This is a genomic window from Bacillus sp. GBSW19 (assembly GCF_002998655.1).
Classification (GTDB): Bacteria; Bacillota; Bacilli; order Bacillales; family Bacillaceae; genus Bacillus.
On the sequence record NZ_PVRF01000002.1, the window covers coordinates 311,681 to 335,421 of the forward strand.

Below are 23,741 nucleotides of genomic sequence, written 5' to 3' on the forward strand. Positions count from 1 at the left end.
TCACATCACCTTCTCTGCTTGATCCATATAGGTTGTATAAATTTCTTCCATAGCACTCACCGCCTGCTCCTGTGCAAATGCATGCGCTAAGGAGCGTCCCGCTTTTCCCATGAGGGGCAGCTGATCCCTTTTGTGATAGAGCTGGTGCAAATATTCAGCCAAGCCATTTACATCATGCGGTTTGACTAAAAAACCATTGACGCCATGTCTGATCAGCTCACAGTGTCCTCTATTTTCTGTTGCAATGACCGGCTTTTCCGCAGACATTGCTTCAAGCAGATTCATGCCGAGCCCTTCTCTCAAACTAGTCGACACACATACATCACTCATATGCATCCATTCCTCAATTTGTTTGCAAAAACCAGCAAAGTGGACATGCTTTTCAAGATGGAGCCCGCAAACCAGCTTTTCATACATCGGCCTCATTGTGCCTTCCCCGGCAAATACGATCTTCACATTTGATATTTTCCTATATATCTGGGCACATGCTTTGATGAGCATCCCTTGGTTTTTATTTGCATTTAATTCACCAGCACACAGCACAATAAAATCTTCCGAGGAAAAGCCATAGACTGCACGAAGACGCTGCTTCTCTTTTTCATCAACTGGTGCAAATCGTTTCATATCCACACCCATACCGGGAACATAATAGACAGATGAACGCTCTTTTGATAGACGATCTGCTCTTTTAAAATCCTCTCCATTAATAGTGATCAAAGCGTCTGTATGGCGGGCGAGCCATCGCTCAATCGGATAATAGAGCAGCCAGTTTTGAAGCGGCGCCCCCTGCCAAAAGTGAAAGCCGTGTGCTGTGTAAAGAACCTTCGTCCCTTGTTTGCGCGCGCTTTTGGCTGCAAGTCTGCCAATAACACTTCCCATTGGTGTGTGACAATGGATGAAGTCGTAGTGCTCTTTCGCTAACAGCTTCTTCAGCTCCACATACGCAAACCGGTTGTGCACATGAAAAGGTGAGCGCTGAATCGGAATTGAGTGCGCTTGATCCACATAGGGCAGCTCCAGCTGACCATTTGCTGCTGTATGCACTTCCCATCCTTGTTCCTGAAACCACCGGAAATATGGAAGGTGAAATGCCTTAAAATGATAGTCAACCGTTGCGCAAAACAAGACTTTTTTCTTCATTGGCAAGCGCTTCCTCCTCTCTGGTCATCTGTTCAGACAACAAATCATGCGATTCGATGGCAGCAAACAATGCTTCTCTCATTTGCTCTTCACTCATCATGTCAAATTCATGGATAAAGCGGTTCAGCACATATGGGTCCCCATCCAGCGCATGACCGATATGAATTTTCGGAAAAATTTGTTCCTGTGCTTTTTCATGCTGGTTGAGTAATTCTTCATACATTTTCTCCCCAGGACGAATGCCTGTGAACGTAATCGGAATCTGGTCTGTGGTATAGCCTGAGAGGTGAATGAGGTTTTCTGCGAGGTCAACAATTTTCACTGGCTCCCCCATATCTAATACAAAAATCTGTCTTCCTTCTGCCAGTGCACCCGCCTGAATGACAAGCCTTGATGCTTCTGGAATGGTCATAAAATATCTTGTCATGGCTGGGTGCGTGACCGTGACCGGCCCGCCTTGTTCGATCTGTTTCTTAAAAATTGGAATGACGCTTCCCCTGCTTCCGAGTACATTTCCAAATCGAACCGCTACAAATTTTGTTTCACTGCTTGCCCCCATTTGCATGATCAGCATTTCAGCAAATCGCTTTGTGGCGCCCATCACATTGGCAGGATTGACCGCTTTGTCAGAGGAAATGAGGACGAATGTTTCAATGCCATGCTCATGTGCAGCTTCTGCGACATTTTTTGTCCCGATAATATTGTTTTTCACTGCTTCTTTTGGACTGATCTCCATGAGCGGGACGTGCTTATGTGCCGCGGCATGATAAATCATATCCGGCTGAAACTGACCAACGATTTCACTCATTTTCTGTTTATCTTGGATATCTGCAATTTGTGGATAGAGACTGATGGTGTCCCCATAAATTTCTTTCAGCTCTAGTAAAATAGAATGAATGCTAAATTCCCCGTGTCCCACAAGCACAATCGCTTGAGGAGCAAACACACAAATTTGACGACAGATTTCTGACCCAATCGATCCGCCTGCCCCTGTGACCATAATCGTTTTCCCCTTTAAATGGACAGATAGACGGCTTGAATCTAATTGAATCGGTTCTCTTCCGAGTAAATCCTCTGGCTGTACATCCCGTAATTGATTCAGCGCATGAGTTCCTTTTAAAATCTGCTCCATCTCTGGCATGATCTGCGTTTTGACCCCAGTCGCTACGCATTCCTTATACAGCCCTTTTAAGGTATGGCTGCTTTTGGACGGAATGGCGATGATGATCTTTTGAATATCCATCATCACAACAGCTGTTTGAATCTGTTCTTTTCCCCCTAGAACAGGCAGTCCCATGATTTCAAGCTTATGCTTCGTCTTGTCATCATCTATGAAGGCGACTGGTTCAATATGTACATCACTCGATTGCTGAAGCTGACGAACGATGATGGTCCCGGCTGATCCGGCGCCAATGATTAAGGCCCGCTCCTTTTCTACCTGCAGCCGCTTTGCACCATCATGAAATAGCCGAGAGGCCATTCGAGATGCACCGATGAATAATACGTGGAAAAGCCACACAATGAACAAAAACCGAAAGGGCCATGTCTGCACGAAAAGGTACAGCATTGCCATTGAAAATAAAAAAGAACACACAAAGGTCTTCATTAAAGAAAATAGCTCTCTTACCCCTGTATAAGCCCATACTTGCTTGTACACGTGAAAAATATACGAAAACAAATGGTGCCCAATGAGCAGACTGAGCGAAGAAATGACGAGCATTTCAAATGTATAAACAGTTAACGCCGCTTCTTGGACAAATTGAAAGCCAAAAAAGACAGCCACTAAGATGAGATATGAATCTAGTGCCACGATGATTGATAATCTTTGGGCGTAAGTCAACGCTCCTCCCCCTTTTTCAACATCACTATTCTTACGTAAAATGGGCATCAAACCCGTCCTCACACCCCACTATTGATGACGAGCATCTAAGGCATTTGTCATGCCCACAGCAGGATCGAGTGCCTCCATTGTTAAAGATTAGGAGACATCACCTATCAATCTTGTTAATACATATACAGCCTTCCCTTTTTCTCTTTCTTGCCATTTAGCATAGCCCCAAGCAGTTTACCTGTTGTTCCTTCTAACACTTCTTTTGATTTCTTCACAGCCGCTATCTTTGTTTTGCCGCTTAAGACAACAAGAATGCTCCCATCGGTCCGGTTCGCCAGGATCTTTGCATCGGCCACTGGCAGAAGCGGCGCAGAATCAACAATCACCATGTCATATTGCTGTTCAATTTCATAAAACAGCTGCTTCATGACAGAAGAGGAGAGCAGCTCAGCTGGATTCGGCGGAATGGTTCCGCTCGGAAGCAGTTCTAAATGCTCAATGGGTGTAGGCAAAATAGCTTCCTCCAAGCTGCAATTATTTAATAGCACATTGGTCAAGCCCGTGTGATGACTCAGGTCAAAATATTCATGAACAGCCGGCTTTCGTAAATCAGCATCCATCAGCAGCACTCGCTTTTTCTGCTGTGCAAAAACAGCTGCTAGGTTTGCAGCCGTAAATGATTTCCCTTCCTTCGGCAAGGAGGATGTCACCAATATGGATTTCAGCCTTGTTTGGATTGATGTGAATTCGATGTTAGTTCGGATTGTACGGAATTGTTCTGCAATGACAGAGTGAGGATTTAATACAGAAATACAGGATAAATCTCTCTTTTCTCTTTTCTTCCTCTTAAAGATCAATGTTCTGTCCTCCCGTTATGACGGACTGCTTGTCTTTTTTTGCCCTCCTGTCTGCCTGCATCTGATAGACACTTCCGAGCGACGGCAATCCGATCTCTTCTCTTATTTGATGTGTTCGTTTTACAGTATCATCGAGTAAATTCATTAAGAAGATGAGTGTCATCCCCCCTAATAAAGAGGCACCTAGTGCCAGAACGATATGAACGAATTTTCTTGAATTCATGAGAATCGTATTGGACAGCTTGGCTTCAGACAAAACATTAATGCGATCCATATTCATGGTTTTTTTGATTTCTTCTTGCAGCACCTCTGTTGCGGTATTCGCAATGGCGACTGCCTTTGCGCGATCCTCATCTTGTACAGAAATATTAATGACCTCAGACTCATTTTCTGTACTTGTGGCAATTTTGTGTTTTAATCCTTCAGCTGATTCTGTGAGGTTGAGTGTTTCTTTTACTTTTTCAATGACGATCGGACTTTTTAATAAAACTTGAAAGGTACGTGTATATTGAAGGTTCATCTGAATATCGTTTAAGTTTGCTTGTGCGTCATTGCTGCGTTTATGAACAAGAATTTGAGTGGTTGCCTGATATACAGGAGTCGAGACATAGAACTGATAGTAGGCTGAAGTGCCCGTTACGATCAGGACAATCAGGATCAGAAGGGCCATTTTCTCTTTAATGACAGAAAACAGCTGCTTAAAACCTATATTCTCATTCATAGATACCTCCCGATTTCATCATAAAAAGGTTATATATGGTTTCTTTTTGTTAATGATTGGATTATAAAAGATAATACCCGCAAAGAAAAATGTCATAATAGGTCTTATAGTTCTTTTTAAAGAACGAAATCGTTCGTTTTCTTTTGTTTACTTCCTGTTTCTTACGTTTTTGAATTTTATAAAGAACAATTTATTTCTTATAATGAACGAAAAGGTCGCAGTACGATTCGCCAGGGAGAAGGGAGATCATTGATAAGAATGATAGGAAAGGTGATACGCATTTACCGAAAGAGGAAAGGATACTCCATTCAGCAGCTGGCTGAAGATGCCCATGTCTCTAAGTCGTATTTGAGTAAAATTGAGCGTGGTGTCCACAGAAATCCATCTGTCCAGTTTTTAAAAAAGGTATCCTCTTCACTAGAAATTGATTTACAAGAGCTGTTTGATGCAGAGACGATGATATTTCATTACTCTGAGGGTGGTGAACACGAATGGCGGGAGCATATCGTCAATGCCGTCCAATCCGGCATGCCGAAAGAAGAACTCTATCAGCTGCTCCAAACGTACCGAAAGGAGCAGGAAGAAAAGACGTTACATGTCACTCATAGAAAGCTGACGGATTCGAATATATCAGAGTGGAAGCGTCTGATGAGTGAGGCGAAAGCTATCGGCTTAAGCATTGAGGAAGTAAAAGCATTCCTCGCCAACATGGGAGAACGACGGGCGTAAGCCTTTCAGGAAGAGTCAAATTGCGGGGAGAGGCGTTTGACGCTTCGCTGAAAAAGAGCCTTTTATCATGAAAAGGCTCTTTTTTCTCTTATTCTTCTTTTTTTGTTCGTGCTTTTTTCGTTATATCATTGTTTTTCCAATAGGCCCATAGTGATGTAATCCCAAGAAAGGCTAACGTGATAAATTGCTGAATACCTTCTTCATCAATAGGAATTGGGCTTTTTCCCGCAGCGGTTAGAGCACTGTTGACAAGCGCGAGCAAAAGCAGCACAAGCCTTGCGATTGTACCTGCACTAATTTTTTGAACCTTCAACTGTATCCCCTCCCTTTTTTCCCCTTCACGGGCGGTACTGCTCGTTCTCTCTCATATGTATGCAAAAACCGAATGAATAGAAGACCGGATCAAAAAAAGAGACATCATTCCCATATAAGGAATGATGCCTGATTTCATTTTATTTTGATGTAGAAAACATCTCTTTTGCTTCATCCAATGCCATTTTATTGCCTAGTGCTGAGTAATCGAGCCATGGCTGATCGGCAATCGGATAGACTTGATTTTTCTTCACGGCTTTTAGACCCTTCCAAATCGGAGTCTTTTCTAATTGCTTGAATGCCTGCTGCGCTTTATCATCACGATTCACGACGACAAAGATAGCATCTGCATCATAGTCAGGAAGAACCTCTTGAGAAATCACTTCAAATGGCCGCTTGCTGTCCAGTTTCTTCACACCATCGACAGGTGCCATACCTAAATCCTCGTATAAAATAGGACCCATTGGGCGCTTCATGCTAAATACTCGAAGCTCCTTTGCCGTCACACGGATCGCCATTACTTTCCCGTTTCCAATCTTTTGTTTGATGAGCGATTTGACTTCTTTTGCTTCTTGATTGTAATCCTGAATATATTGATCGGCTTCTTTTTCTTTATTGACGAGCTTGCCGATTTTTTTCAAATGATCACGCCAAGTGCCGTCATTTAAATTAAACACTTCCGTTTTGGCGATTTTCTTATATTTCGATAAGTCTTGTCCAGCTAGTTCTTCATCGACATAAATGACATCTGGTTGTAATGCAAGTAGTGACTCCATATCGGGATCGGCTGCGATGCCCAGCTTCTTCGTACCACTCAGCTGCTTTTTCGCATGTGGAAGGAAATCTTTTAAGTCCCCTCCTACAACAGAGCCTGCCGGCTTGATACCGAGTGCTAATAAGTCATTGGTTAAATGGATAGACAAGGAAGCAATTTTCGGTGTTCCATGATCATTTTGAGTTGTTGTATTCTTTGTTTCCTGTTGACCACAAGCGGCAAGCATAATGAAACAGAGCGTTAAACCAAGCACAAGTAATTTTTTCATGATGAGTTCCTCTTTCACGTTTATTTCGTTTTTGTTAATAAATAGAGAAAATAAGGTGCGCCAATAAAAGCCACAACCACACCCGCTGGTATGGCATTTGGGGCAAAGATGGAACGTCCTATTGTATCGGCACTGACCAAAATCAACAAGCCAAGCAGCGCACTAACCGGTAAAAAATACTGATGGAGTGAGCCGACAAGCCGCCTTGCCAAATGCGGGGCGACAAGTCCAATAAAACCAATACCGCCTGTCATCGAAACACTTGCACTCGCCAAACCAACAGCTAAGGTCAGCAAAAGGAGACGCTGACGCTGGACACGTACACCTACACTTGAGGCGACAGCATCTCCTAATGTCAATGCATTGAGCGTGTTTGACTGCATCAGCGTAAGCGGCACAAGGCATACAATCCAAGGCAGAAGCGCTAACACATGAATCCAGTCTCTCCCCCAGACATTGCCGACAAGCCATCTTGAAGCAAATGTGTAAGTATCTTCATCCAGCTTCAATGACAAATATAACGTCAAAGCACTGAATCCCGCCGCAACCGCAATTCCTACTAGGATCAGCCGGATGGGAACAAGCCCTTCCTGCCGGTTATACGCCAGAAGCACGATGACCGCTGCCGCAAGAAGCCCTCCGCCAAATGTAAAGAGCGGAATAAGAAGAGATGGATTGCCTTCTAGTGCATGGAAATACGTCACAAACACGATTAAGCCAAATGCTGCTCCTGCATTCAGTCCAATAATTCCTGGATCGGCCAGCGGGTTACGAGATAAGCTCTGCAAAATGCCGCCCGCAATGCCAAGACCAATTCCCGCCAGCATCGTCACCACGATTCGAGGCAGACGATAGTCAAACAGCACCGTTTCACTTTGAAAATCCCCAAAGCCGAATAACGTTTTGACGACCACAAGAGGACTTAGTTTCAGCGTGCCGGTATTTAAGCTATACAGCACAACAGCCGCAGTCAAACAAAGCAAAACGACTGTCACGACAAGAGCCCGCTGTTTCTCTCTCATGACAGGTTCCTCCCTTCTTTTCTGGCAATATATAAGAAGAAAGGAACACCGACAAGTGCCACCATCACGCCAATGGCAAGCTCTCGGGGCGGATTAACGGTGCGGCTGGCAAGGTCAGCAAAGACTAGCAGCACCGCGCCTAATATCGCCGACATCGGAATGACAAAACGATAGTTTACACCAACCAGCTTTCTTGCGATATGCGGGATGACAAGACCGACAAACCCAATCGATCCGACTGCTGATACAGAAACCCCTGCTAATAATACGGCAGCTGCCATTCCTAGTATTCGCACTTGTCGTGTTTTCACCCCTAAATTTGCCGCTACATCTTCACCGAGCGACAGCAGCGACAGTGAACGCCCTAATAGCATCGCCCATACGATCACTATCAGAATGACTGGGGCAAGAATCGTCAGCTGCGGCCATTTCACACCAGCCACACCGCCTGCATACCAAAACGCAAGGTCCTGACTCAAGTCAAAATAAATCGCGATCCCAGAGCTAAGCGCATGAAGCAATGCAGCCACAACGGCTCCTGCTACAGTTAAGCGCAGCGGTGTCAAAACTCCACCAGCCGCCCCAATCGCAAAGATCAGCAGCGTACTAAGCACTGCACCAATAAAGGAAAAAAACATAAGTGCCGAATAAGGCATTTCTGGGAAAAAGGCAAAACAGAGAGCGACCACAAACATCGCACCGCCATTAATGCCCAGAATCCCCGCATCTGCCAGCGGGTTTCTTGTGATGCCCTGCATGAGCGCACCTGCTACGGCAAATGCCGCTCCAACAAGAGCTGCTCCTAAAACACGAGGAAGTCTTAATTCATGGATGATCTGCTGCTCTGTGACATCTGACTGATAGTCAAATACAGCTGTCCAAACCGTTTGCAGAGACAATGTTTTGGCACCATATGACACAGCCAAAAACATGGCAGCCGCCAAACCAATGACGGCGAGAAAAAATATCAAAAAGAACAGAATATGTGATGATCGTTTTTGTTGAGGTGTTCGCTTATCCTGCAAAATCGGTGTCATCCTTTTCTTCATTAAAAGTCAGTTTGAAAATGAGAATCATAATCATCAAAATTATAGCCGTCTGCCTCTGAAAAATCAATGTACACCCTATTTTTTAATTAATGAAGGTATGTGCGTGGCAGCAAAATGAGGTGTCTTTTGCTCGTTTGGAATGGCCTATCATTTTTTCTCATAGTTTAATAGGAAAATAGTTGACATTCCGCCTGAACATCCTCTAAAATTACAAAAGTAAGTCAAATGTTATAAAAATATTACAAACAGATGTCAAACTGATAAAGAATGGCCCGTCATGAGAGGAGATTTGAACGTTGTGTCATTAAAGGGAAAATGGAGTATCAGCCTATTTGCACTTGCGATCATCATTGGAGTCGTTGCTTTCTTTCAAAATCAACAAGCAAGCGGTACAGAGAAGAAAAATGTAAAGCAGGATACGAACTATAAAAATGTCGAAATCGTTACTCTCGTAAATGACGGGAAATTTATGAGATATGCAGTCAACTATCCTCTTTTTCATCAAAAACAGCTAGATGACAAGATTCAAAGCTACGCCAATTCAGCATTAGAGCATTTCAAAAAGACGTTTAGTGAAGCCAAGGACATCGATGAAAACAAACGCTTTGAACTGAATATTGATTATGATATGGTGCATTATGCGAAGCAGTCTGCTGCTATTCGCTTTACGACTTATACCTATACAGGTCAGCAAAATGGGACCACCAATCATCTCACGATCAACTATGATTTTCAGAAAAAAACCTTTCTTGACACAAAAGATTTATTTCTGCCTAAAACCAACTTTTTGAAGAAATTATCCTACATTACATATTCAGAGCTTCAAAAGGACAAAACCTTATCTAAGGATCAGACTCTCCTTCAGAAAGGAACAGCCCCTACTGCTCAAAACTTCAGTCAATTTGCCTTGAAAGAGAAATATGTAGAATTTTATTTCCCAGCATCTCAAGTAGCCGACAAGGATCTTGGTCCGCAAACACTCGCGATTAAAAAGACGCTGCTGAAAGATATATTAAAGCCAGAATATATGAATAAAACCAATAACCAAAATGAAATGAAAGAACCAAATCCGAAAAGAAAAGCCGTCAAGCTGCCGCAAAAATCAAAGCTTGACCCAAATAAAAAAGCCATCGCCCTCACATTTGATGATGGTCCGAACCCAGCGACAACATCAAAAATTTTAGATGCATTAAAGGCAAATAAAGGACATGCGACCTTTTTCGTATTAGGCAGCAGGGTGCAGTATTATCCTAGTATGCTTGCAGATATTCTAAAAGGCGGGAATGAAATCGGAAACCATTCTTACAGTCATCCTTTATTAACAAGACTGCCTTTAAAGGAGGCGGTGAAACAAGTGAAGGACACCCAGCAGTTGATTGAGAAAGCGAGCGGGTATACACCTACGCACTTTAGACCGCCATATGGTGGAACAAATCAAGACATCAATCAAGCGGTTGGGATGAAGGTCTCTTTATGGGATGTTGATCCAGAGGATTGGAAAATTCGCAACAGTCAGCAGATCACAAACCATGTTCTCTCACATGCAGCAGATGGCAGAACAGTGTTAATGCACGATATTTATGACAGCTCAGCTCAAGCAGCAGTGAAGATCATCCATGAGCTCACCAAACAAGGCTATCAGCTGGTCACAGTAAGTGAACTTGAACAATTAACAAAAGAACGGCATGAACAAGCCCCTGTGCAGTAAACACAGGGGTTTTCTTTATGACTCCAAAGACTTCTTTTGTTTCAATAATGCTTGAAATGTCTCTTCCAGCTCCTGAGACGGCTCAATACTTAAACGGCTGAGCACTTCAGACAGCTGCATATCAATTAAAAGAAGCTCCTCTTCTCTTTGTGTAACAGCTGGTTTGTCGTCCTTTTGTTTATACGCTTCATATGTGCCGTCAAATGCTTCAATACGCTTTTCATGAACATGGAAAATGCGAGTGGCCACCTCCTCAACCAGTCTGCGATCGTGGGAAACAAACACAACGGTACCTGGGTAATCCTTCAATAGACCTTCAAGCGCTTCAACTGCCGACAGATCTAGAAAGTTTGTCGGTTCATCCAGCATGAGGACATTGGCATCGCTGACAAGCAAGGACGCAAGCATGGTCTTCACCCGTTCTCCCCCGCTTAACACCCTAACAGGTTTATGCACATCATCCCCTCGAAATCCCAGTCTCGCTAAAACCGTTCGTACCACTGTCTCATCTTGAACAGCCTCTTTCAGCGCATTTTGTAAAATCGATTCATCTACCTTCAATCCTGAAAGATCCTGACGAAAATAGCCGAGCTTGACAGCTTCTGAGCGAGACACTCCGGGATGCCCATTCACTAGCATTCGGAGAAATGTCGTTTTCCCGCTCCCATTCTTGCCGATAATGGCGACTTTGTCCCCGCCTCTCACTTCCACATTTGCCTGCTTCCAAAGCAATTGATCGCCCGCCTTGCCATCTACATTTTTCACTCGCAAAATAGTACGGCTCGCTACTTCCTTCATTGTATGCTGAGTCATTTGAATGGGCTGAATGTCTTTTACTTTCTCAACCTTTTCTAATTTCTCCATCCTTGTCTCAATGGATTTGGCTGTTTTTTGCAGCTTTTTTTGCTTATTTGCATAGTAGGGCTTTTCAATTTTTGGCCCTGAGGATTTCAGCTTTTGGGATGGCTTTGTTGCTTTGTCGGCTTTTTTCTTTTTCTTTTCAAGCGCATGCTCTAACTGTTTTTTCTTTTGTGTATAAGCTTCGTACGCTTCCACCTGCTGACGATGCGCCAGCTCTTTTTGCTGTGCAAATTGCGAGTAGTTGCCTTTGTATTGATTAAGCCGTCCATGATCCAGCTCCCAAATCTCCGTACATACCGCATCTAAAAAAGCACGATCATGTGAAACGACAATGAGGGCCCCTTGATAATGATGCAGCTTCTCTTCCAGCCACTCAATGTGCTCTGTATCTAAATGAGTCGTTGGTTCATCTGCTAATAAAAGGGCAGAAGGACGGTTTAACGCGCTTTCAATATAAGTCTGGGTCATCTCACCACCACTCTGTGTGCCATCCGCTTGTTTCAGCTGAGGAAGCAGTGTGCAGGTCGTTGTGGCAGCAAACGTGCCACTGTCTGGTTTCTCTTGCCCAGCCAGCACATGCAATAAAGTCGTTTTCCCGCTGCCATTTGTTCCAACAAGGCCGATGCGGTCATCTTGATGGATGGCAAGCTCCTCAATATCAAATAACAATCGATCTTTTCGAAAAATCTTTAACTGATTGGCTTTTACTAACATCCAACCCTCTCCTTTCGTATCAGGAGACATGAAAAAGCCTCCCATTCTCAGAATAGGAGGCAAAATGGTGTACAAAAATAAGCAGATCAATCCAGGATGACGTGCCGCGTTCCTATCTGAACACACACATCCCCCGTATCAATCACCTCATTCTTTGATTCCCAAGCTGTACCATCCTATTCCGAAGCTAAAAAATGAAAACGCAGCAAACATGGCAAACCAATCGTTTGCTCACTGCCTTCGTTTTTTCATTTTGCTTACAGGTCATAGGATTAGTACTTCATTGCATTGGGTCACCCTTCCGTCGTTTGTTACGTATACGATAAAAGATTGGTTATTTTTTGTCAAGCTGAAATGGCATAAGTGAGTCCATTAATTTCAGCGTAAATGGGTGGACCGCATCAAGCAGTTCATCCTTTTTGCATTCTTCCACTATGCTTCCTTCATGTAAAAAAAGGAGACGATCACATAGATACACCGCCGCTTCTATATCATGAGTAATCATAAGGATGGTCATGTCTAGCTCTTGTTTTAATGTCTCGAGCAGCTCCAATATTTGCACCTGAACAGAGACATCCAGTGAGCTCAGGACTTCGTCTAGTATGAGAATGGCTGGATGCGTTGATATGGCTCGTGCGATGCACACTCGCTGGAGCTGACCGCCGCTTAGCTGATGTGCATATTGATACAGCAAAGAAGAGGGTAGTCTGACTTGTTCAAGCAACGATAAAACCTTCTGATCCACATTTTTTTCCTGCTTTAACAATCGCATAGGCTCAGCAACGATTTCTTTCACCGTAAAGGAGGGGTGAACAGAAGATCGATAATCCTGAAAGACAACACTCATTTTTCCAAGGTTCATCTTTCGCCATGTGTCAGCTGGCTTTCCATCAATCTGTACCTTGCCGCCATCTATTTTTTCTAAACCGAGCAGAATTCTTGCCAATGTACTTTTGCCGCTGCCGCTTTCACCGACTAACCCGGCACATTGTCCTTTTTCGATTTCAAACGAGACGTTTGATATGCGTGGTTTTGACTGCATTTGTCGAGAGAAGAAACCTTTCTTCTCTCCATGTTTGATGAGGCTATCAGCTGTAATCAACATGGAAATGCCCTCACTCTCTGCTGCTGCCGCAGTGCTTCAAGAGGCGCAGATAATCGGCGCCTCGTCTCAAGTAAATGCTTCGTTTGAGGATGCTCAGGCGATGTGAATACCTTATCAGCTGGGCGATGCTCAAGCATTTCGCCTTGATGCACCACCAACACCTCGTCAGCGATCGCCTGAACGACGCCTAAATCATGCGAAATGATGATCAAGGCCGCGCCTGTTTCTTCTTTCAGCCTCTGTAATTGCATGATGACTTCACGCCGATTATATGCATCAAGCGACGCCGTTGGCTCATCGGCAATGATCACATCAGGAGAAAGCATCATCGTGATCGCAATCATCACTCGCTGAAGCATACCGCCAGATAATTCATAAGGATATTGCTTCAACAATTCATTTGGATTTTTTAAATGAACACGCTCAAGTCCTGCGATGGCATGTGCTTTCCCTTCTTTTCCTTGTAAGCCCAAATGACGCTGGAACGTTTCCATCATTTGATGACCAATGGTTTCGATGGGATTGAACGCATTCATCGCATCTTGTGAGATGAAGCCAATTCGTTTGCCTCGCCACTGCTCAGCTGTCTGAGTTGTCAAAGTTTCGCCGTCAAACATGATCGCTCCCTCCACTTCTAGCGAAGAAGGAATCAAGCCAATTAACGCTTTTGCGACGGTTGATTTTCCGCTTCCACTTTCTCCAATAACAGCTAAACAACGTTGTTGCTGTAGGGAGAACGTTATGTTCGCCACTAAATCCTTTTGCTGCACTGGATCATGTACGGACAGATTTTTTACGTCGATGAAAGGCAAATGGTCTCCCTCCCTTTTGATTGTTGTGATGCATGGCAGGGGTCGTGGCCTGCTGAAGGCTGTCTCCTAAAAAGTTCAGCGCCATGACTACAAATAAGATGGCAAGTCCAGGCGCAAGCATATGGGCTGGATGTGTCACCATGACATTCTTCGCTTCGTTGAGCATCATCCCCCATTCCGGTGTAGGTGCGCTCACGCCTAACCCAAGAAAAGACAGAGCAGATATATTTAAGATGACCCAGCCCGCATCAAGTGTCGCAAAGACAGCAATTTCTCCTGAAATGCGAGGAAATAAATGCTTCCTCAGTATGTAAAATGGGGAGCCGCCAGACACTTTTACATACTGAACAGATGGTTCATTCGCATACTGCAGAACGGACGAACGAATCATTCTTGTATACCAGGCCCATTTCGCTAGGACATTCGCCAAAATAATATTGAGTAATCCAGGCCCCAGTATCCCCACAACAGCTAGAATCATCACTTCTGCTGGGAAGGAGAGCATAACATCACACAGTCTCATCAACACGCCATCCACTTTTCCTCGGAAGAAGCCCGCCATGAGTCCAAGTGTGCTGCCAATGAGCATCGTGATACACATCGTCAGCATGGCCGCAAGCATCGTAGTCCGAATGCCATATAAAAGCCGTGACAATACGCATCTCCCGAGCTGATCCGTTCCGAGCGGATAAGTCAGGCTGATGCCGGCATATTTTTGAAGAATGTTCGTTTCTGTTGGATCATGTGGTGCTAACACTGGTGCAAGCAGTCCTGCTAAAGCGACAAGTACTAACAGCCAGATAGAAACAACCGCCATACGGTCTTTTCTTAATTGATGCCATCCTATCATCATTCTCAGACCTCCTTTCGCAACTGCGGATTCATGGTCATTTGCACAACATCAGCCATGAGGTTACACACAACAAAAAGGAACCCCATCACAAATAAATAGGCTTGAATCATAGGGAAATCGGCATGAAAAATAGCTGTTACACACAACCGGCCAACCCCTGGCCAAGCAAAAAGATTTTCAATAATAACTGTGCCAGCAATGAGTTTTGGGATAGACATGCCAAGTGCTGTCACAGCTAATTGAAGTGCATGTCTCATCACTTTCAGTTGAACAGCCCGTTCCTTTAAACCGCGAGCTCTTGCATAAAAAACAAAGGGCTCGTGCTGAAATTTCAGGATTTGATTGCGGATCAGTCTCACATAGGTTGATAAGTACCCAAGTGATAGTGTGACAGCTGGTAGAAGAATTGATTTGAATCCTTCCATTCCACTCGTATTGACCCAATTGAATTTGACAGAAAAAAGCCAAATAAACAAAATCCCTAACCAAAAACTAGGCATTGAAGCAGCGATAAACACAAAGGCTCTCAGTACTCGGTCCACCCATGTATGAGCAGCATATGCACAGATCACTCCGAATAACAAACTCAATACAATGATGAAAAAGAGCGCTGCTCCCGCAAGCTGCAATGTGGCAGGCAGCGCCTCCATGATGAGATCAAAAACTGGCTCTTGTGTAACATAACTCCTGCCAAAATCACCTGTTAATCCATCTTTAAGCCATGTGGCATATCGTATAAGAAATGGCTGATCTAAGCCTAGCTCCTGCCGCATCGATTCAATCATGTCTTCTGTTGGAGTGACTTGATTCACCCGCAAAGCGACCTCAGCTGGATCACTTGCCCGCATCGTCAGCAGTACAAAAGCAAAGAAGGTGATGAAGATCATGAGTGGGAAAAGCAGTAATATTCGTTTTAAGAGATAGCGTGTCATCTTTCTGCCTCCGCTTTATGAAGAAAAATACATACGGTCAAAGGGAATTTCATACTGTGACACATGAAAACCTATGCCTTTCAGGCGCTTATTATAAACAGCCTTTGTCACAGAATAAGAAATTGGGATGTAGACATTTTCATCATGGATATACGTCAAGATGTCTCGATACATTTGTTTCCGCTTTTGCTCATCTGGTTCTACCAATACTTTCGTAATCGTCTCGTCCAGCCACTTTTTCTTCTTCAATCCTAACTGGGCTTGATAATCAGCATGCGATGCTACGCGGAACGAAGAAACATAGGTTTGTGGATCATAAGGAAGTCCCCACGATAGCGAGTACATCAGATCGAATTTCCCTGTTTTTTGGCGATCTAAAAACGCCTGTTTTTCTTCTCCTCTAATATCCAGCTTGATCCCCACTTGCTTGAAATCTTGTTGAATGGATTCACTTATCGTTCTTTCACCTGCATTATCGGAATTATAGTAAATGGCGACACTCAGCCTTTTGCCATTTTGATAGCGGTAGCCGTCTTCTTTCAGCTTCCAGCCTGCCTCATCCAGTAATGCCTCTGCTTTCTCTTTTTGATAGGTTTTCTTTTTCAGCGGGATATCTGCGTAAGGAACGGACGGGGCAAGCAGCGTATGTGCCACCTGTTCCGTTCCATTTAAAATGCCTTTTGTGATCATCTCTTTTTGAATGGCATATTGAAACGCTTCTCTGACTTTCGGATCTTTTGTCATTGGCTGGTTTGAATTGATGACGATCGATCTTGAACCAACAGGAGGACTCACGGTCACACCGTATTGACCTGCTTCCTTTAAAGCCTGGAATGAGTCTCCGTCGATCATGTCACCATCTGCTCCAAATAAGAGATCAATCTCTCCTTTTTGCAGGGCAAGTAAAATCGTTTGGTGATCCGGCATGACTTTCCACTTTACTGTTGAAATGTTTGGCTTTTTCCCCCAGTAGTGGTCATTCGCTTTAAAAACGGCATATTGATTTTTTTTATGTTCCTTTAGCACATAAGGACCTGTGCCTGCATAGCTTTGAACTCCTTTTGCTGTCGTTCCATCAATGAAGCTTTTTGGAGAAATAAAACGGAAGGGGCGTGTTAAGCCCAGTTCTTCTAACGTAGGGTAATAAGGCTCTTTTAACGTAAGAACAAATGTATCGTCATCCACCGCCTTTGTGGATTTGATTTCGGATACGAGATTAAGCCAAGCGTTCTTTTCAATATTTTTAACGACAGCGTCCATGTTCATTTTCACTGCCTTTGCATTAAAAGGCTCGCCATCTGAAAAAGTCACGCCTTTTCGAAGGTGAAAGGTGTAGGTCCTTCCATCTTTTGAAATATCCCAGCTTTTCGCTAAGGCAGGCTGAACGCCTTTCTCTGTATTGACGACAAGCGATTCAAACACCATATTTTGAGCGGCCATCTCTCCACCATATAAATGGGGATTGATGTCCCTTATATCTTTTGTACTTGCATACACCAGCTCATCTTCTTCTCTGTCATTCATGCTGGAAGATGCTTTATTATCAGAGCATGATGCCAATAAAAAACATGCCATGACTGAAAACAGCATCAAGGTGTATGTTACATAGGATTGCTTTTTCTTTATGTAAACAGGCTGATCACTCATATGTACTTCCCCCAAATTTATATTATCGTAATCATTACGATTATTAATCGAAATGATTACGAATTGAATAATATCATACAGAAATGGGGAATACAATCTCTTTTTTTATCAAAAAAACAGACTCACGATTGAGTCTGTTTCGTTTGCAACAATTGATCGATCACCCGCAATGCTTTTTCTGTTCCACCTGCTGTTTGGAAGCTTTCTTCAATTTTTTCAATCCCAGCACGGTACGTGTCACTTCCCAGAACAGATTCCACCGTTTCTCTTAGCTGCTTTGCTGTCAGCTGATCTTTATCAAGTGCACGGGCAGCAGATAGCTCTGTCAGTCTTTGTGCGACCATCGGCTGATCTTTGTCGACCGGAATGACGACCATCGGAACGTGATAATGAATGCCTTCATTGACACTGTTCATTCCGCCATGGGTCACAAACACATCTGTCAGCTCAAGCACTTCAAGCTGCGGTACATAAGGTTCTATCAGAAAATGAGGCGCCTCTTTCAAGAGAGACCGATCCACTTTTTCACCTGTTGCGAGCACCACTTTTCCGTCAAAGTCGGCAAAGGCATCAATACACATATTAAAAAATGCTTCTGTATCTCCAAGTACGGTGCCCATCGAAATAAAGACGACTTTTTCTTGCTCAAGTGCTTCCAGCGGGAAATCATGCTGATCTGCCCTTTTTAGAAAGCTCGGTCCAATGAAAACAAACGAGTCGTTCACTGCATCGACAGACGGCTGGAAATATTCACTTGTATACACGATATTGAGCTCTCCGCGGTTTTTCATGAATTGCATCAAACGCGTTGGCTGAACGCCAAAACGCTCTTGTATGTTTTCTAACAGATGATCGGCTTTCTCATCCTTTCTGTATAGCGGTGTATCAAAATGCGCCTCTTGCAGCACAAAAGATGGGTTTGAGCCGATCCCTGGAATTTGTAAGTAATCTCGAACAAGCTCTCCTGCCCCAAACATATCAAAATAGACAAAATCAAATGAATGCTGCTGAGAAAGTGTTTCCACCACCTCTAAAATATCAAATGATGTTTGCAGCATGGCATGAAAGAACGGCTGCATGGAATCGAGATTTCCTTCATCCACATGTAATGTACGAATATAGTCTGGATGTTTATGTACGTGAGCTCCTAAGCGTTTGATTCGCTGCTCATAATGTACAGTTGTGACCGCATGTACTTCATCTCCTCGATCCGCCCATGCTTTGATGATCCCTAACATAGGGTTCACATGCCCTTCAGCTGGAAATGTAATCAATAAAATCTTCGCCACAAGAAATCCCTCCTCATTGTCAATTCTCTTCCATGTTAATCATATACAGCCAGCAGGCTCAACAAATACGCCTGTAAAGGGAAGAAATGAGTCTTATGACCAGTATTTTAAGAGATGACAAGAAGAAAAAAGACAAAGCCCCATGTTATGTGCTTTGTCTTTTTTCTATTATTTTTTGAGCAGCATTTGTTTAAACGCAGCAGACTGTTTTTCAATTGAGATTGGATCCGCATAGATAAATTCATTAATTGAATAGTACAGGACATGTCCTTGTTTCACTGCTTGATTTTTCTTCCATACACCGCTGTTTGTGATATCAAGATTCGGTGCTTTTCCATCCTTTGTGGGTACAAGTAAATAGTCACCTGTATACTGGTTCATCTCTTCTAATGAAATACCAAGATAGCCTTCTTTCGGAAGAGCTTTTTCTGCCTTTTCAGGCAAGCTGAATCCATACCCTTGATAGATGACTTCCCCGCCGCGGCCAAAGTCTGTACCAAATAAGTATACTTGCTTTGGCTGCACGTCCATAATGGAGAACGTCTTGTCATCACCAATTTTTGCTTTGACCTCTTTGCCGTCTTTCTTCAGCTGCTCGTCCATTTCTTGTATTTGTTTTTTCGCTAACGCTTCTTTTCCAAGAATCTTTCCGATTTCAATATGCATCTCTTTGAAGCTGTGTTCACTTGTCGTAAACGTGATCGTTTTGGGAATATGCAATGATCAAATCAGGCTTTAGCTTGGCAATCGCCTCTACATTTTCGATCGGTACCCGCTTCACACCTGATTCATCTAAAAACGACGATTCTGGGTAAACATCTGTCATGCCAACAGGTGTCACACCTAACTTTTTAAAGTTTCCAAGCTGCGCTGTTAACACAACAACACGCTTCGGCTTGGCGGGAATGGTGATCTTTTCACCCGTTTCAGTTGTATATGTACGTGTACTTGCTGCTTGCTCTTTATTCTCTTTCTGCCCGCATGCCACTAATAATAATGCCAGCAGACTGACCAGCCAAATCATTTTTTTCACTTGTGAAACCACCTTTAATTGAGAATGATTATTAATTATAGCATAAATGGCTAGTCATAAATGAAAAATTTTAAAAGTGAATAATATATATGTGTAAACGAAAAAACCCTCTCAAAGGAGAGGGTTTCAGCGTGTAGACAAACCCTCGCATTCGGTGTCAGTCCTGTGCGCCGATGCTCACGAATGTTAAATTCGCTCCGCTTCGGTGCTCGTCCTTCCTAGACTTCAAAGGTTTTCTATCACGCTGAAAAGAAGACAAAGGGCTAAAATAAAGATCATTTTAGCCCTTTGTCAACAATCTGAAAACCCTCTCAAAGGAGAGGGTTTCATTGGGCCTTTATCGATCGTGAACAAGATCAAGTACGCGCTCGGAGGGATTCGAACCCCCGGCAGACGTGGTACCGGAAACCACCGCTCTATCCAACTGAGCTACGAGCGCACGATATGTTTTTGAACGTCAGCATATCAAATTATAAGGGAAATGCTGCAAGAAAGCAATGATTAATCATCAGTCCTGAACATGTATTTTCTTCTTTTGGATACATAGACTAAAATGATGGTTTGAAGTGGAATGAGTTTGGGGAAAATGGATAGGGGTATTTGAATTTAGGTCAGCGTTTTGTTTGACCTTTATTGACCAAAAATGTATCATTGAATTACATACTTACCTAAAAGGTGAAGGAGGAACATTATGAATTTAATACCTACAGTCATTGAGCAAACAAATCGTGGGGAAAGAGCTTACGACATTTATTCTCGTCTTTTAAAAGACCGTATTATCATGCTTGGTTCTGCGATCGATGACAATGTTGCCAACTCCATCGTGTCACAGCTGCTTTTCTTAGAAGCTGAAGATCCAGAAAAAGATATTTCTATCTACATTAACAGCCCTGGCGGTTCGATCACAGCTGGTATGGCCATTTACGATACGATGCAATTTATTAAACCAAAGGTATCAACCATTTGTATTGGTATGGCTGCATCTATGGGTGCGTTCCTGCTTGCTGCTGGTGAAAAAGGTAAGCGTTATGCCCTTCCAAACAGTGAAGTCATGATTCACCAACCACTAGGTGGTGCCCAAGGTCAAGCAACAGAAATTGAAATTGCGGCAAAACGAATCCTTTCTTTACGCGATAAACTGAACCAAGTACTTGCTGAACGTACTGGTCAGCCAATTGAAGTGATTGAGCGCGATACAGATCGTGACAACTTCAAAACAGCGGAAGAAGCACTTGAATACGGACTCATTGACAAAGTCTTGACCCGTAATTCAGAAGAACAAAAATAATATGACAAAACAAACCGTCTGCTCCTTGAACAGACGGTTTTTTGTGATTCAAAAACGCTTTAAGACAACTCTGTCCATTTCTGCTGAAGAGATGGTGTTTGATAAGAAGCCATCTGCGTGATTAATTCCTCCGGTTCGCTGGAAGCATGTAACAATTGAAGGTGTGATTCATTCGAAAAACCTTCCTGTACACTAAACTTCACCATGTCAATGAGCGGATTGAAATACTCATTCACTTGATACAAGCCGATTGGCTTTTGGTGGATGCCGATTTGTGCCCAGCATAGCACCTCAAATAATTCTTCATATGTACCAAAGCCGCCTGGCATCGCAATAAATCCATCAGCCAGCTCGCTCATTTTCGCTTTTCGTTCATGCATTCCTGTTACCTCGATTAATTCTGTCAGCTCTTGATGCACAACTTCTCCTCTAAAAAGCCCCTTAGGCATGACCCCAATCACTTGCCCGCCTTGTCTTAAAACCTCATCTGCAATGGCACCCATTAATCCAATTCGTGAACCGCCGTATACAAGACGGATGTCTTGCTCTGCCATATAAGTCCCCAGCTCTACAGCCTTTTGTTTGTAGACGTCCTTCACGCCTGGATTCGAACCAGCAAACACACAAATCGTTTTCATCAGAACAGCTCCATCTCTCTCTATGATTTCTTCTCCCACTCATTCTACTATAATTAATTGTAAAAAAACAGCCGATCCATCTATATATAGTGTAAAATCAAAAGGTAAACACCATATAAGGAGATGTATAAAGAAAATGCAAACAACGGAGATGGAGAAGTGGATCAAGGATTTTTATGAAATGAGAAATTGGACAAAATACGGGCCGTTTATCCGGTTAGGCTTCCTCATGGAAGAAACGGGAGAACTCGCTCGTGCTGTTAGAGCAATAGAGATCGGACGTGACCGGCCTGATGAGCAAAGACAAAAATCATCCGAGTTGAAGAAAGAACTCGTTGAAGAAATGGGTGATGTGTTAGCGAATCTACTTATTTTAGCCAATCTCTATGATGTCACAGTAGAAGAGGTCTTCTCCTCTCATCAACAGAAACTCACAAAGCGTTTTTCAGAAGAAATAGAGCAAGTGAAAAGCACGTGACCACATTGTCACGTGCTTTTTTTCCACCTTATAACTGCTGTGGCGAGATATCATCTGTTCGTTCAAAGAAATGCTGCTTTCCAATATGATGAAAAAGACCCGTTCGACGCAAAAGCTCTTTCGGCTGCGATTGAAGTCCGACAATCATCAGCTTTCCATTATGATGCTTTAAACGATTGGAGATATTCATCAGAACCGCTTCTGCTGATGTGTCCATATAATTGACTTTATTCATGAGCAGAATGAGCGTTTTCGGCTTTGTCTGAACATGGTCCAAAATCGAATTTTCCAATGAATCTGTTGTTCCGAAAAACAGCGGCCCTTCAATGGAGTACATACTGATACCTCGCTGGTCTGTCTGTTTTTCTAAAGCAGCTGCCGTTTCCATTTGGGGAACCGCAACATTAGTATGAATGCTGGTCGTCTGGCTCATTTTTTTGATAAAAGCGATAAATGCTAAAATGAGACCTGCGGTGACGCCAATAATCAAATCACCGATGACCGTCAGCAGGAAGGTCACAACAAGTACAAGTGAATCCGCATTTTTCACTTTTACAATATTGATAAACTCTTTTTTCTCACTCATATTCCAAGCAACAAACATTAAAATCGGTGCCATCGCAGCAAGTGGAATCATCGACGCATATGGCGCAAACAGCATTAAGATGAGCAGCACGACGACGCCATGCACAACACCAGAAATCGGGCTTGCTCCACCATTTTTGATGTTTGTTGCCGTACGGGCAATCGCACCAGTCGCCGGAATTCCTCCGAATAGCGGTGCCGCCATATTGGCGATCCCTTGTCCGACAAGCTCCTTATTGCTGTCATGCTTTGAGCCTTTCATATTATCAGCAACCATAGCTGACAAGATTGACTCCACTCCGCCTAAAAGTGCAATGACAATCGCTGGAGGCAGGAGGTATATCATTTTTTCAATCGTTAATTCAGGAAAAGCGAAGCTTGGCAGCTGACGAGGAATTTCCCCATATGCCGAGCCAATCGTTTCAACTTGTCCTTGGAAAAAGAGAACAGCTAGAAACGTTGAAGCCAATAGACCTAATAGAGCACCAGGTATTTTGGGAATGTATTTTTGAGCCGCCACAATCACGATGAGCCCAATAGCGGCTGTGATGATGGCAAGACTGTTTGCGGTACCGAGATGGACCACAATTTCTCTCATATTGAGGAAAAAGCTTTCATGCTTTTCAACACCCTTTAATCCGAGGAAGTTGGCAATCTGCCCTGAAAAAATAATGACAGCAATGCCAGCAGTAAAGCCGATGATAACCGGACGAGGAATAAATTTCATGAGCTTCCCTAGTTTGAATATTCCGAATAATACAAGCATACAGCCTGCCATAAAACCGGCTATGAGTAAGTTTTCGATACCATACTGGCTGACGATACCAAATAAAATCGGAACAAACGCCCCAGTCGGCCCGCCGATCTGATACTTTGAACCACCAAACAATGAAATCAAAATGCCGGCAACGATGACTGTGTATAATCCATATTCTGGTCCGACACCAGATGCAATGGCAAAAGCCATGCCTAAAGGAATTGCCACAACGCCCACGACAAGCCCAGCGATTAAATCGCGTCTAAACTTTGATGAATCATATCCTTCAAATCTTCCATAAAAACGCATGGTATGTGTTGGCCTCCTTCAAGTATGT

At 43.4% G+C, this 23,741-nt stretch carries 23 protein-coding genes and 1 tRNA gene; 4 read left to right on the forward strand and 20 right to left on the reverse strand.

The window, feature by feature from the left end:
- The 4 genes from C6344_RS11405 to C6344_RS11420 form a co-directional block, all read right to left on the reverse strand.
- Positions 1-1,140 (reverse strand): glycosyltransferase family 4 protein, encoded by a 1,140-nt coding sequence (locus tag C6344_RS11405; protein WP_060597341.1) that lies wholly within the window; start codon positions 1,138-1,140, stop codon positions 1-3.
- Positions 1,106-2,980, reverse strand: coding sequence for a polysaccharide biosynthesis protein (locus tag C6344_RS11410; RefSeq protein ID WP_066030343.1), 1,875 nt, complete (start codon positions 2,978-2,980; stop codon positions 1,106-1,108). Before C6344_RS11410 ends, C6344_RS11405 begins: the two co-directional genes overlap by 35 nt.
- A gap of 164 nt (positions 2,981-3,144) precedes the next feature.
- Positions 3,145-3,828: a CpsD/CapB family tyrosine-protein kinase gene (locus C6344_RS11415; protein ID WP_034316653.1), complete on the reverse strand. Its 684-nt coding sequence runs from the start codon at positions 3,826-3,828 to the stop codon at positions 3,145-3,147.
- Positions 3,818-4,549 carry a YveK family protein gene (locus C6344_RS11420; protein WP_034660050.1) on the reverse strand — a complete coding sequence of 244 codons (732 nt, stop codon included), beginning with the start codon at positions 4,547-4,549 and terminating at the stop codon, positions 3,818-3,820. Before C6344_RS11420 ends, C6344_RS11415 begins: the two co-directional genes overlap by 11 nt.
- A gap of 258 nt (positions 4,550-4,807) precedes the next feature.
- Between C6344_RS11420 and slrR the strand changes: the two genes are divergently transcribed.
- Entirely contained in the window at positions 4,808-5,278 is a 471-nt protein-coding gene (slrR, locus tag C6344_RS11425; protein WP_106072955.1) for an HTH-type transcriptional regulator SlrR, read from the forward strand.
- Between the two features lie 88 nt (positions 5,279-5,366).
- On the opposite strand, the gene C6344_RS11430 is transcribed toward slrR, so the two are convergent.
- The 4 genes from C6344_RS11430 to C6344_RS11445 all read right to left on the reverse strand — a co-directional run bounded on the left by C6344_RS11430 (position 5,367) and on the right by C6344_RS11445 (position 8,680).
- Positions 5,367-5,591, reverse strand: a complete 225-nt coding sequence (locus C6344_RS11430; RefSeq protein WP_034660052.1) for a phage holin — start codon at positions 5,589-5,591, stop codon at positions 5,367-5,369.
- Between the two features lie 139 nt (positions 5,592-5,730).
- On the reverse strand, positions 5,731-6,636 hold the full coding sequence (locus C6344_RS11435) for an iron-hydroxamate ABC transporter substrate-binding protein (RefSeq protein WP_181185442.1): 906 nt from the start codon (positions 6,634-6,636) through the stop codon (positions 5,731-5,733).
- Between the two features lie 17 nt (positions 6,637-6,653).
- Complete coding sequence (locus tag C6344_RS11440) at positions 6,654-7,655, reverse strand: FecCD family ABC transporter permease (protein WP_060597343.1); 1,002 nt, start codon at positions 7,653-7,655, stop codon at positions 6,654-6,656.
- A complete protein-coding gene (locus C6344_RS11445) occupies positions 7,652-8,680 on the reverse strand; it encodes a FecCD family ABC transporter permease (protein ID WP_170938418.1) in 1,029 nt (342 codons plus the stop codon). The genes C6344_RS11440 and C6344_RS11445 overlap by 4 nt, the downstream gene beginning before the upstream one ends.
- Before the next feature lie 322 nt (positions 8,681-9,002).
- Between C6344_RS11445 and C6344_RS11450 the strand changes: the two genes are divergently transcribed.
- Positions 9,003-10,412, forward strand: a complete 1,410-nt coding sequence (locus C6344_RS11450) for a polysaccharide deacetylase family protein (RefSeq protein ID WP_060597344.1) — start codon at positions 9,003-9,005, stop codon at positions 10,410-10,412.
- Between the two features lie 15 nt (positions 10,413-10,427).
- Here C6344_RS11450 and abc-f read toward each other — a convergent pair whose 3' ends face one another.
- From abc-f to C6344_RS11495, 10 genes are all read right to left on the reverse strand, one after another.
- A complete protein-coding gene (gene abc-f / locus C6344_RS11455; protein ID WP_223254335.1) occupies positions 10,428-11,987 on the reverse strand; it encodes a ribosomal protection-like ABC-F family protein in 1,560 nt (519 codons plus the stop codon).
- Positions 11,988-12,321: 334 nt separating this feature from the next.
- Positions 12,322-13,092 carry an ABC transporter ATP-binding protein gene (locus C6344_RS11460; protein ID WP_060597346.1) on the reverse strand — a complete coding sequence of 257 codons (771 nt, stop codon included), beginning with the start codon at positions 13,090-13,092 and terminating at the stop codon, positions 12,322-12,324.
- On the reverse strand, positions 13,086-13,904 hold the full coding sequence (locus C6344_RS11465; RefSeq protein ID WP_060597347.1) for an ABC transporter ATP-binding protein: 819 nt from the start codon (positions 13,902-13,904) through the stop codon (positions 13,086-13,088). Before C6344_RS11465 ends, C6344_RS11460 begins: the two co-directional genes overlap by 7 nt.
- Positions 13,867-14,754: a nickel/cobalt ABC transporter permease gene (opp1C, locus tag C6344_RS11470; RefSeq protein WP_106073046.1), complete on the reverse strand. Its 888-nt coding sequence runs from the start codon at positions 14,752-14,754 to the stop codon at positions 13,867-13,869. Before opp1C ends, C6344_RS11465 begins: the two co-directional genes overlap by 38 nt.
- A gap of 5 nt (positions 14,755-14,759) precedes the next feature.
- Entirely contained in the window at positions 14,760-15,689 is a 930-nt protein-coding gene (gene opp1B / locus C6344_RS11475) for a nickel/cobalt ABC transporter permease (RefSeq protein ID WP_034660061.1), read from the reverse strand.
- A 15-nt stretch (positions 15,690-15,704) separates the two neighbouring features.
- Entirely contained in the window at positions 15,705-17,336 is a 1,632-nt protein-coding gene (gene nikA, locus C6344_RS11480) for a nickel ABC transporter substrate-binding protein (protein ID WP_060597348.1), read from the reverse strand.
- Positions 17,337-17,458: 122 nt separating this feature from the next.
- Positions 17,459-18,625, reverse strand: a complete 1,167-nt coding sequence (locus tag C6344_RS11485; protein ID WP_060597349.1) for a macrolide family glycosyltransferase — start codon at positions 18,623-18,625, stop codon at positions 17,459-17,461.
- A gap of 168 nt (positions 18,626-18,793) precedes the next feature.
- A complete protein-coding gene (locus C6344_RS19000; protein ID WP_223254325.1) occupies positions 18,794-19,345 on the reverse strand; it encodes an ABC transporter substrate-binding protein in 552 nt (183 codons plus the stop codon).
- Entirely contained in the window at positions 19,308-19,658 is a 351-nt protein-coding gene (locus tag C6344_RS19005) for an ABC transporter substrate-binding protein (protein ID WP_223254326.1), read from the reverse strand. Before C6344_RS19005 ends, C6344_RS19000 begins: the two co-directional genes overlap by 38 nt.
- Before the next feature lie 363 nt (positions 19,659-20,021).
- Positions 20,022-20,097 (reverse strand) — tRNA-Arg (locus C6344_RS11495).
- A gap of 252 nt (positions 20,098-20,349) precedes the next feature.
- Between C6344_RS11495 and clpP the strand changes: the two genes are divergently transcribed.
- Positions 20,350-20,946 (forward strand): ATP-dependent Clp endopeptidase proteolytic subunit ClpP, encoded by a 597-nt coding sequence (clpP, locus tag C6344_RS11500; protein WP_034660066.1) that lies wholly within the window; start codon positions 20,350-20,352, stop codon positions 20,944-20,946.
- Between the two features lie 59 nt (positions 20,947-21,005).
- Here clpP and C6344_RS11505 read toward each other — a convergent pair whose 3' ends face one another.
- A complete protein-coding gene (locus C6344_RS11505; protein ID WP_034660067.1) occupies positions 21,006-21,584 on the reverse strand; it encodes an LOG family protein in 579 nt (192 codons plus the stop codon).
- A gap of 136 nt (positions 21,585-21,720) precedes the next feature.
- Between C6344_RS11505 and C6344_RS11510 the strand changes: the two genes are divergently transcribed.
- Positions 21,721-22,062, forward strand: coding sequence for a MazG nucleotide pyrophosphohydrolase domain-containing protein (locus C6344_RS11510; protein ID WP_034660068.1), 342 nt, complete (start codon positions 21,721-21,723; stop codon positions 22,060-22,062).
- Positions 22,063-22,090: 28 nt separating this feature from the next.
- On the opposite strand, the gene C6344_RS11515 is transcribed toward C6344_RS11510, so the two are convergent.
- Complete coding sequence (locus tag C6344_RS11515) at positions 22,091-23,713, reverse strand: SulP family inorganic anion transporter (RefSeq protein WP_060597350.1); 1,623 nt, start codon at positions 23,711-23,713, stop codon at positions 22,091-22,093.
- Between the last annotated feature and the right edge of the window lie 28 nt (positions 23,714-23,741).

What these genes read in the sequence shown, in the direction of transcription:
- C6344_RS11405 (WP_060597341.1), bottom strand. Translation starts at nt 1,140, where the DNA reads ATGAAGAAAAAAGTCTTGTTTTGCGCAACGGTTGACTATCATTTTAAG.
- C6344_RS11420 (WP_034660050.1), bottom strand. Translation starts at nt 4,549, where the DNA reads ATGAATGAGAATATAGGTTTTAAGCAGCTGTTTTCTGTCATTAAAGAG.
- slrR (WP_106072955.1), top strand. Translation starts at nt 4,808, where the DNA reads ATGATAGGAAAGGTGATACGCATTTACCGAAAGAGGAAAGGATACTCC.
- C6344_RS11440 (WP_060597343.1), bottom strand. Translation starts at nt 7,655, where the DNA reads ATGAGAGAGAAACAGCGGGCTCTTGTCGTGACAGTCGTTTTGCTTTGT.
- abc-f (WP_223254335.1), bottom strand. Translation starts at nt 11,987, where the DNA reads ATGTTAGTAAAAGCCAATCAGTTAAAGATTTTTCGAAAAGATCGATTG.
- C6344_RS11460 (WP_060597346.1), bottom strand. Translation starts at nt 13,092, where the DNA reads ATGTTGATTACAGCTGATAGCCTCATCAAACATGGAGAGAAGAAAGGT.
- opp1C (WP_106073046.1), bottom strand. Translation starts at nt 14,754, where the DNA reads ATGATAGGATGGCATCAATTAAGAAAAGACCGTATGGCGGTTGTTTCT.
- opp1B (WP_034660061.1), bottom strand. Translation starts at nt 15,689, where the DNA reads ATGACACGCTATCTCTTAAAACGAATATTACTGCTTTTCCCACTCATG.
- nikA (WP_060597348.1), bottom strand. Translation starts at nt 17,336, where the DNA reads ATGAGTGATCAGCCTGTTTACATAAAGAAAAAGCAATCCTATGTAACA.
- clpP (WP_034660066.1), top strand. Translation starts at nt 20,350, where the DNA reads ATGAATTTAATACCTACAGTCATTGAGCAAACAAATCGTGGGGAAAGA.
- C6344_RS11505 (WP_034660067.1), bottom strand. Translation starts at nt 21,584, where the DNA reads ATGAAAACGATTTGTGTGTTTGCTGGTTCGAATCCAGGCGTGAAGGAC.
- C6344_RS11510 (WP_034660068.1), top strand. Translation starts at nt 21,721, where the DNA reads ATGCAAACAACGGAGATGGAGAAGTGGATCAAGGATTTTTATGAAATG.
- C6344_RS11515 (WP_060597350.1), bottom strand. Translation starts at nt 23,713, where the DNA reads ATGCGTTTTTATGGAAGATTTGAAGGATATGATTCATCAAAGTTTAGA.